Source organism: Pseudomonas sp. XP1 (genome assembly GCF_053557675.1).
Genome location: NZ_JBNRIJ010000044.1, coordinates 1 through 6,579 on the forward strand (window position 1 = coordinate 1; position 6,579 = coordinate 6,579).

The 6,579-nt window shown below is 65.2% G+C and carries 7 protein-coding genes; 1 reads left to right on the forward strand and 6 read right to left on the reverse strand.

Annotated features, from left to right (window positions below; all coding sequences use genetic code 11):
* Positions 1-107: 107 nt before the first annotated feature.
* The 6 genes from ACK1U9_RS23700 to ACK1U9_RS23725 all read right to left on the reverse strand — a co-directional run bounded on the left by ACK1U9_RS23700 (position 108) and on the right by ACK1U9_RS23725 (position 5,393).
* On the reverse strand, positions 108-890 hold the full coding sequence (locus tag ACK1U9_RS23700) for an amino acid ABC transporter ATP-binding protein (protein WP_085599052.1): 783 nt from the start codon (positions 888-890) through the stop codon (positions 108-110).
* Between the two features lie 22 nt (positions 891-912).
* Positions 913-2,157, reverse strand: a complete 1,245-nt coding sequence (locus ACK1U9_RS23705) for an NAD(P)/FAD-dependent oxidoreductase (RefSeq protein WP_046615435.1) — start codon at positions 2,155-2,157, stop codon at positions 913-915.
* A 16-nt stretch (positions 2,158-2,173) separates the two neighbouring features.
* The gene (locus ACK1U9_RS23710; protein ID WP_449110220.1) at positions 2,174-2,884 is read right to left on the reverse strand and encodes an ABC transporter permease; all 711 of its coding nucleotides are present in this window, start codon (positions 2,882-2,884) and stop codon (positions 2,174-2,176) included.
* A complete protein-coding gene (locus ACK1U9_RS23715; RefSeq protein ID WP_046615434.1) occupies positions 2,881-3,600 on the reverse strand; it encodes an ABC transporter permease in 720 nt (239 codons plus the stop codon). The genes ACK1U9_RS23710 and ACK1U9_RS23715 overlap by 4 nt, the downstream gene beginning before the upstream one ends.
* Before the next feature lie 145 nt (positions 3,601-3,745).
* On the reverse strand, positions 3,746-4,498 hold the full coding sequence (locus ACK1U9_RS23720) for a transporter substrate-binding domain-containing protein (RefSeq protein ID WP_046615433.1): 753 nt from the start codon (positions 4,496-4,498) through the stop codon (positions 3,746-3,748).
* A 22-nt stretch (positions 4,499-4,520) separates the two neighbouring features.
* Positions 4,521-5,393, reverse strand: a complete 873-nt coding sequence (locus tag ACK1U9_RS23725; RefSeq protein ID WP_046615432.1) for a MurR/RpiR family transcriptional regulator — start codon at positions 5,391-5,393, stop codon at positions 4,521-4,523.
* Positions 5,394-5,536: 143 nt separating this feature from the next.
* Between ACK1U9_RS23725 and ACK1U9_RS23730 the strand changes: the two genes are divergently transcribed.
* Positions 5,537-6,562, forward strand: a complete 1,026-nt coding sequence (locus tag ACK1U9_RS23730; RefSeq protein ID WP_284385096.1) for an Ldh family oxidoreductase — start codon at positions 5,537-5,539, stop codon at positions 6,560-6,562.
* Positions 6,563-6,579 lie beyond the last annotated feature (17 nt).

Sequence of the window (6,579 nt, forward strand, 5' to 3'; positions counted from 1 at the left end):
CACCTCTGGCATTCAGCTTGCCATTCACCGCTCTCACTTCAGATTCTAATCCCCTCTCAAGACACAAGCTGGCTTGCCGGCGATTGGGACAGGTATTACTCCATTACTCAGTGCAGTATCTGCGCCAGGAACCCCTTGGCCCGCTCTGTACGCGGCTGGTTGAAGAACACCTGCGGCGAGCTGTCTTCGATGATCTGCCCGCCCTCGAGGAACAACACCCGCTCGGCGACCTGGCGGGCAAAGCCCATTTCGTGGGTGACGCAGAGCATGGTCATGCCGGTGCCAGCCAGTTGCACCAGCACATCCAGCACTTCGGCGACCATCTCCGGGTCCAGCGCCGAGGTGGGCTCGTCGAACAGCATGATCCGCGGCTTCATGCACAGCGCCCGGGCGATCGCCACGCGCTGCTGCTGGCCGCCGGACAGCTGGCTGGGGTACTTGTGCGCCTGGCTTTCGATGCCGACCTTGCTCAGGTACATGCGCGCCCGCTCCTCGGCGTCCTTGCGCGACAACCCGCGCACGCTGGTGGGGGCCAGCAGGCAGTTGTCGAGCACGCTCATGTGCGGGAACAGGTTGAAGTGCTGGAACACCATGCCGATGTCGCTGCGCACCTGCGCCGCTTCGCGGGTGGTGGATGCCAGGTCGATGCCATCCACCTTGATGCTGCCCTGCTGGGCCACTTCCAGGCGGTTGATGCAACGGATCAAGGTCGACTTGCCCGAGCCGGACGGCCCGCACAGCACGATGCGTTCGCCTTCGCGCACCTGCAGGTCGATGTCGCGCAGCACGTGGAACGCGCCGTAGTGCTTGTTCAGGCCTTCGATGCGGATCAGCACCGGGCGCGGGTCGGGTTCGGGGGCAAGGGTGGCAAGGCTCAGTGGTGCGGTCATCTTGTTGTTCTCCCGCAGGGGTTCAGTCGAAACGGGTCGCGCTGTAGGGCGCGGGGTCGGTGAAGGGGCGTTCGCCGGTGACCAGCTCGGCCACCAGTCGGCCGCTGACCGGGCCCAGGGTGAGGCCGTGGTGGGCGTGGCCGAAGTTGAACCACAGCCCAGGGTGGCGCGGCGCCGGGCCTATCACCGGGCGCATGTCGGGCAGGCATGGGCGGCGGCCCAGCCAAGGGGTGTCGTCCAGGCGCTCGCCCAGGGCCGGGAACAGCTTGCGCGCCAGGGCTTCGCAGCGGCCCAGCTGGATCTGGTTGCCCGGTGCGCTGCTGGCATCGAACTCGATGCCGGTGGTCAGGCGCACGCCGCGGGCCATTGGCGCCAGCACGTAGCCGCCCTGGGTGTCGCAGATGGAATGCTCCAGTTGCGCACCGTCACGGGTACTGTAATGCATGTGGTAGCCACGCTTGATCGCCAGCGGGATCTGGTAGCCCAGGCCGCTGAACAGGTCGGCAGACTGCGGGCCCAGGCAGGCCACCACCTCGTTGGCGGTGATCGGACCGCGGCGGCTGTCGACCTGCCATTGGCCGTCGACCTGGCGCAGGCTGCGCGCATCGCCATGCAGGAACTGCCCGCCGCGCTGCGTGAACAGGGTGGCGTAGCCGCGGGTGAGGGCGCCGGGGTTGTTCACGGTCTTGGGGTCGAGCCAGTGGATACCGCCGACCACGCTGGCGTCCAGCTGGTGCTCGCGGGCCTGCAACTGCCCGCATTCGAGGATTTCGAACTGCAGGCCATAACGGCTCAGGCCCTTGGCGTCGGCCTTGGCCTGCTCGAACAGCGCCGGGTCACGGAACACTTCGATCCAGCCTTTGGCCTGCACCAGCCCTTCCAGGCCGGCGGCAGCGATCAGTGCGTCGTGCTCCTCGACGCAGCGCTGCACCAGCGGCAGCATGTCGGCGGCGGCCCCGGCCAGGCGCCCGGGGGCCGACTGGCGCCAGTAGCGCCACAGCCAGGGGGCGGCCTTGGGCAGGTGCAGCAGGCTGTAACGCACATCGGGCTGGCGGTTCAGGCCGTAGCGCAGCAGCGCGCCCAGTTGCCGGGGGAAGGCATAGGGGATCACGCTGGAGCGCTCGATCAGCCCGGCGTTGCCGTGGCTGGTGCCGCAGCCCGGTTCGTCGCGGTCTATCAGGATCACCTGGCGCCCGCGGGCCTGCAGGTGCAGCGCGGTGCTGACGCCAACGATGCCGGCGCCGAGGACAAGGGTCTGGCAATGCATGGAACGTATCCTTCGGTCAGTTCAGGTGGCGGCCCAGGCGGGCTTCCAGGTGTTTCAGCAGGCGCCGCACCAGTTCGACGATCAGCAGGTAGAGCACGGCGGCCCACAGGTAGATCTGGAAGTCGAAACTGCGCGAGAAGGCCAGTTTGGTCACGCCCATCAGGTCGTAGATGGTCACCAGCGAGGCGATCGCGCTGGCCTTGATCATCAGGATCAGTTCGTTGCCCAGCGGGCCGATGGCCACCAGCAGCGACTGCGGCAGGATCACCTTGAAGAAGGTGGTCGAGCGCTTCAGGTTCAGCGCCCGCGCCGCCTCATGCTGCCCGGGCGCGACGGCCATCAGGCTGCCGCGGAAGATTTCGGCCTGGTAGGCGGCGGTGTTCAGGGTGAACGCCAGCAGGGTGCAGAACCACGCTTCGCGGAAGAACCACCACAGGCCGACGTCCTGCCAGAAGCCCTTGAGCGAGCCCAGGCCGTAATACAGCAGGAATAGTTGGGCCAGCAGCGGCGAGCCACGGAAGAAGTACACGTAGCCGGCGGCCATGCGCTGCAGCAGCAGGCTGCGCGACATGCGCGCCAGGGCCAGCAACAGGCCGAGCACGGCGCCCAGGCTGAAGGAAATCACCACCAGCTTGGCGGTTACCAGCAAGCCATCGAGGAAGCGCGGGCCGTAGCGGTCCAGCAGGTCGGGGTCGAGGACCAGCGCCAGCAGTTGTTCGAAGCTCATGCGCGTGCTCCTTGCAGGTGGCGGTTGCTGCGCCGTTCGATGAAGGCGAACACGCGTCCGGAAATGGCGGCGAACAGCAGGTAGCCCAGGCAGGCGACGCCATAGAAGAACATCGGCTCCTTGGTCACGCTGACGGCCAGGTTGGTCTGGCGCATCAGGTCGACCAGCGAGATGGTGGATACCAGCGAGGTGTCCTTGAGCAGCGACAGCCAGTTGTTGGACAGGCCGGGCAGGGCGATGCGGGTCAGTTGCGGCAGCAGCACCTTGAAGAAGCCGGTGCGCTTGCTCAGGCCCAGCGCCGAGCAGGCTTCCAGCTGGCCCTTGGGCAGGGTCTTGAAGGCTGCCAGCCAGATCTCGCTGGAGAATGCGGCGAACACCAGGCTGAAGGCGATCATCGCGGCGAGGAAGGTATTGATCAGGAACTCACCCTGGTAGCCCAGGGCTGCGAGGATCTTCTGCGCGGCGATCTGGCAGCCGTAATAGATGATCAGCAGCGTCAGCAGTTCGGGCAGGCCACGGAACACGGTGGAGAAGGTGGTGGCCCATGCGCGCGGCAAGCGCTTGCGCGAGCGCGCTGCAAGGGCGACCACCAGGCCCAGCGGCAGGCCGATGGGCAGGCAGGCCAGGGCCAGGGAAACGGTGACCAGCGCGCCGGCCAGCAGCGCCTGGCCCCAGCCTCCACTGGCGAAGGACAGCAAGGACAATTGATCGAGCATGACGAACACCTTGTGTTGACCTTACCGGCCTCATCGCCGGCAAGCCGGCTCCCACAGGTACACCTCTGTTCTTCAGGTCAGTGAGCTACCTGTGGGAGCTGGCTTGCCGGCGATAGGGCCCGGTCAGGCAATGAGGCCTTGAAGGTCAGTTGTAGATATCGAAAGCGAAGTACTTGCTGGCGATCTTCTGGTAGGTGCCGTTGGCCACGATCTGTTGCAGCGCGGTGTTCAGGCGCTGGCGCAGGGCTTCGTCGTCCTTGCGCACGGCAATGGCGGCATCGGCCTTGGTGTCGGCCACGTCGCCGAGGATCTTGCAGCAGTCCCCGCCGTTCTTGGTCATCCACTCGTGCAGTGGGAACTTGTCGGCAATCACCCCGTCCAGGCGGCCGGCGGCCAGGTCGGCGTTGGCTTCGTCCATGGTCGGGTACAGCTTCACGTCTGCACCGGCCTTGGCATAGACGTCTTCGGCGTAAATGGCTTGGGTAGAGGACGACTGGGCGCCAACGGTGTAGCCGTCGAAGTTGGTCTGCGCGTCGCTGATCTTGCTGTCCTTGGCCACGGCAACGGTCAGCGGGGTGCGGTAGTAGTGGTCGGTGAAGGCGATTTTCTTGCGCCGTTCTTCGGTGTTGATCATCGACGCGACCACGGCGTCGTACTTGCGTGCCATCAGTGCCGGGATGATGCCTTCCCAGTCCTGGGCCACCAGGGTGCACTCGACTTTCATCTGCTCGCACAGGGCATGGGTGATGTCGATGTCGAAGCCGTGCAACTGGTTATTGGCGTCGACATAGTTGAAGGGCGGGTAGGCTCCCTCGGTGGCGAAGCGCAGGGTTTCGGCACTGGCGGCACCCGACAGCAGCAGGGCGCACGCACCCACCAAGGCCATGGTCTTGTTCATCTCGCACCTCATTGCACTCTTGCTATTGTTGTTTTCCCGTCGACCACGAGGTGTAGCCGACGAATTCGTTATGTAGAGCGGCAGTTGCTTCCAAGCGTTTTTCAACATCCGGTCCGAGCTTCTTGCAGACCTCGTTGACCATCAGGTGCACCCACGACAGCATGGTCGAGGTGGATTCCCAGAACAGGTTGAATTCGGTGGGGATGCGGAACACCTCGTCGGCGTTGGCATCGGCCCAGTCACAGAAGGGATCGGTCACCAGGGTGACCGCAATGCCAGCCTCGCGCGCCTTCTGGCACAACAGCAGGGCATGGCGGGAATAACGGCGGGCTTCGAACACCACCAGGGCGCTGTCTTCGGCGCGGCCCAGCAATACTTCGCCAAAGTGCCCGGCACTGATATCGACCAGCTGCACGCCGTCGCGCAGGTACTGCAGCAGGTGGCTCATGCACATGGCGATGCCACGCTCGGTCTGGAAGCCGGCAATGAAAACCCGCTGCTTGCTCGCCAGGCGCTGGGCGACGCTGTGCCAGGCACTGCTCTGGCGATACTCGTGCACGCGCACCAGTGCGGCGATCTCCAGCTCCAGGCTGCCGGCGTTGTCGCTGGCGTCCTGGTTCTGGCGGTAATCTTGCAGTCGGTCGCCCACCAGCCACGGGCCATCGCCCAGGTCGTTCTGCAGGTCTTGCTTCAACGCCTTGAGGTGGGCATAACCCAATGAGCGACAGAAACGGCCGACGCTGGATTCGCTGACGCCCAGCTTGACGGCAATGCTGGCCGAGGTCTGGAACGGCAGTTCATGCAGGTTGGCGAGCATGTAGGTGGCGATCTTGCGGCCCGAAGCAGCGGCCCCTTCGAGGCTGTTTTCCAGGCGTTGCTTGATCGGTTGGCTCATGCTGCGGCTCCAGGGGTAAGGCTTGCGAAAGAAAATGGCTGTTTTCTGTCATCAAGTCAACATTTGACAGATAGCTGTCACATGCAGGAAAGTTTTTGTCGTTGCAACGCTGTAGCCATTCCAATTCCAACAAGGAGCTTCAGATGTCCGCACCTTCCACCAGCACCGTCGTGCGTGTGCCTTTTACCGAGCTGCAGGCCCTGTTGCAGAGCATCTTCCAGCGCCATGGCTGCAGCGAAAGCGTGGCCCGGGTGCTGGCCCACAACTGCGCCAGCGCCCAGCGCGATGGCGCCCATAGCCATGGGGTGTTCCGGATGCCCGGTTATGTCTCGACCCTGGCCAGCGGCTGGGTCGATGGCCAGGCCAGGCCGCAGGTCAGTGACGTGGCGCCCGGTTATGTTCGTGTCGATGCTGCGGGCGGCTTTGCCCAGCCTGCGCTGGCCGCAGCCCGTGAACTTCTGGTGGCCAAGGCACGCAACGCTGGCATCGCCGTGCTGGCGATCCACAACTCGCACCACTTCGCTGCGCTGTGGCCGGATGTGGAGCCATTCGCCGACGAAGGCCTGGTAGCCCTGAGCGTGGTCAACAGCATGACCTGCGTGGTGCCACACGGCGCCCGCAAGCCGCTGTTCGGCACCAACCCCATCGCCTTTGCCGCACCCTGCGCGGAACATGACCCGATCGTCTTCGACATGGCCACCAGCGCCATGGCCCATGGCGACGTGCAGATTGCCGCGCGCGCTGGGCAGCAATTGCCGGAGGGCATGGGGGTGGACGCCAATGGCGAGCCGACAACCGACCCCAAGGCGATTCTGGAAGGCGGCGCCTTGCTGCCATTTGGCGGGCACAAGGGCTCGGCCTTGTCGATGATGGTGGAGTTGCTGGCGGCGGCGCTGACCGGCGGGCATTTCTCCTGGGAGTTCGACTGGTCGGGGCACCCCGGGGCGAAGACGCCGTGGACCGGGCAACTGATCATCGTCATCGACCCGAGCAAGGCCGAGGGCGAGCGGTTTGCCCAGCGCAGCCGCGAACTGGTCGAGCAGATGCAGGCGGTGGGGCTGACGCGCATGCCCGGCGAGCGGCGTTACCGCGAGCGCGAGGTGGCCGAGGAGGAGGGGGTGGCGGTGACCGAGCAGGAGCTGCAAGGCCTGAAAGAGCTGCTTGGCTGACCCGGCCCTATCGCCGG

What these genes read in the sequence shown, in the direction of transcription:
- ACK1U9_RS23730 (WP_284385096.1), top strand. Translation starts at nt 5,537, where the DNA reads ATGTCCGCACCTTCCACCAGCACCGTCGTGCGTGTGCCTTTTACCGAG.
- ACK1U9_RS23720 (WP_046615433.1), bottom strand. Translation starts at nt 4,498, where the DNA reads ATGAACAAGACCATGGCCTTGGTGGGTGCGTGCGCCCTGCTGCTGTCG.
- ACK1U9_RS23710 (WP_449110220.1), bottom strand. Translation starts at nt 2,884, where the DNA reads ATGAGCTTCGAACAACTGCTGGCGCTGGTCCTCGACCCCGACCTGCTG.
- ACK1U9_RS23705 (WP_046615435.1), bottom strand. Translation starts at nt 2,157, where the DNA reads ATGCATTGCCAGACCCTTGTCCTCGGCGCCGGCATCGTTGGCGTCAGC.
- ACK1U9_RS23700 (WP_085599052.1), bottom strand. Translation starts at nt 890, where the DNA reads ATGACCGCACCACTGAGCCTTGCCACCCTTGCCCCCGAACCCGACCCG.
- ACK1U9_RS23725 (WP_046615432.1), bottom strand. Translation starts at nt 5,393, where the DNA reads ATGAGCCAACCGATCAAGCAACGCCTGGAAAACAGCCTCGAAGGGGCC.
- ACK1U9_RS23715 (WP_046615434.1), bottom strand. Translation starts at nt 3,600, where the DNA reads ATGCTCGATCAATTGTCCTTGCTGTCCTTCGCCAGTGGAGGCTGGGGC.